Annotated in this window: 1 protein-coding gene; it reads left to right on the top strand. The window is 50.3% G+C overall.

Translation table 11 applies throughout. The annotated features are described in order from the left end of the window. Positions 1-380 (top strand): TOBE domain-containing protein (locus tag HBA93_RS19185; protein WP_221724362.1); only part of this gene is annotated, 380 nt, incomplete at both ends.

Here is a 380-nt window from a genome sequence, read left to right as displayed (position 1 = left end):
GACGATGTCGGATCGTATTGCTGTTTTCAACAAGGGACGTATCGAGCAGATTGGTACGCCGCGTGCGATCTACGACGAGCCACAGACCCGTTTTGTTGCGGAATTCATTGGTGAGACTAATCTCATTGAGGGCATAGTGGAGCGGATGGAAGGCAGGAATGCATTGGTACGGCTGCATGATGGTCAGTTAGTAACGGCCGCTTCCACAGCGCAGTTCAACACGGGAAAGAAAGTATTCTTATCCGTGCGGCCGGAACGTATTGAACTGGGCACTGAAACCACAGGCGACAATCATTTTAAAACCAGTGTTTTGGATAGTGTGTATCAAGGTGATCACCTGCGTGTGCAGCTTGATGAACGGGCGCACAATTTTGTTGCGC

Source organism: Ochrobactrum sp. SFR4, assembly GCF_019730395.1.
Lineage (GTDB): Bacteria > Pseudomonadota > Alphaproteobacteria > Rhizobiales > Rhizobiaceae > Pseudochrobactrum.
Note: the sequence above shows the minus strand (reverse complement) of the source record. Positions and strands in the feature narration are given on the sequence as shown.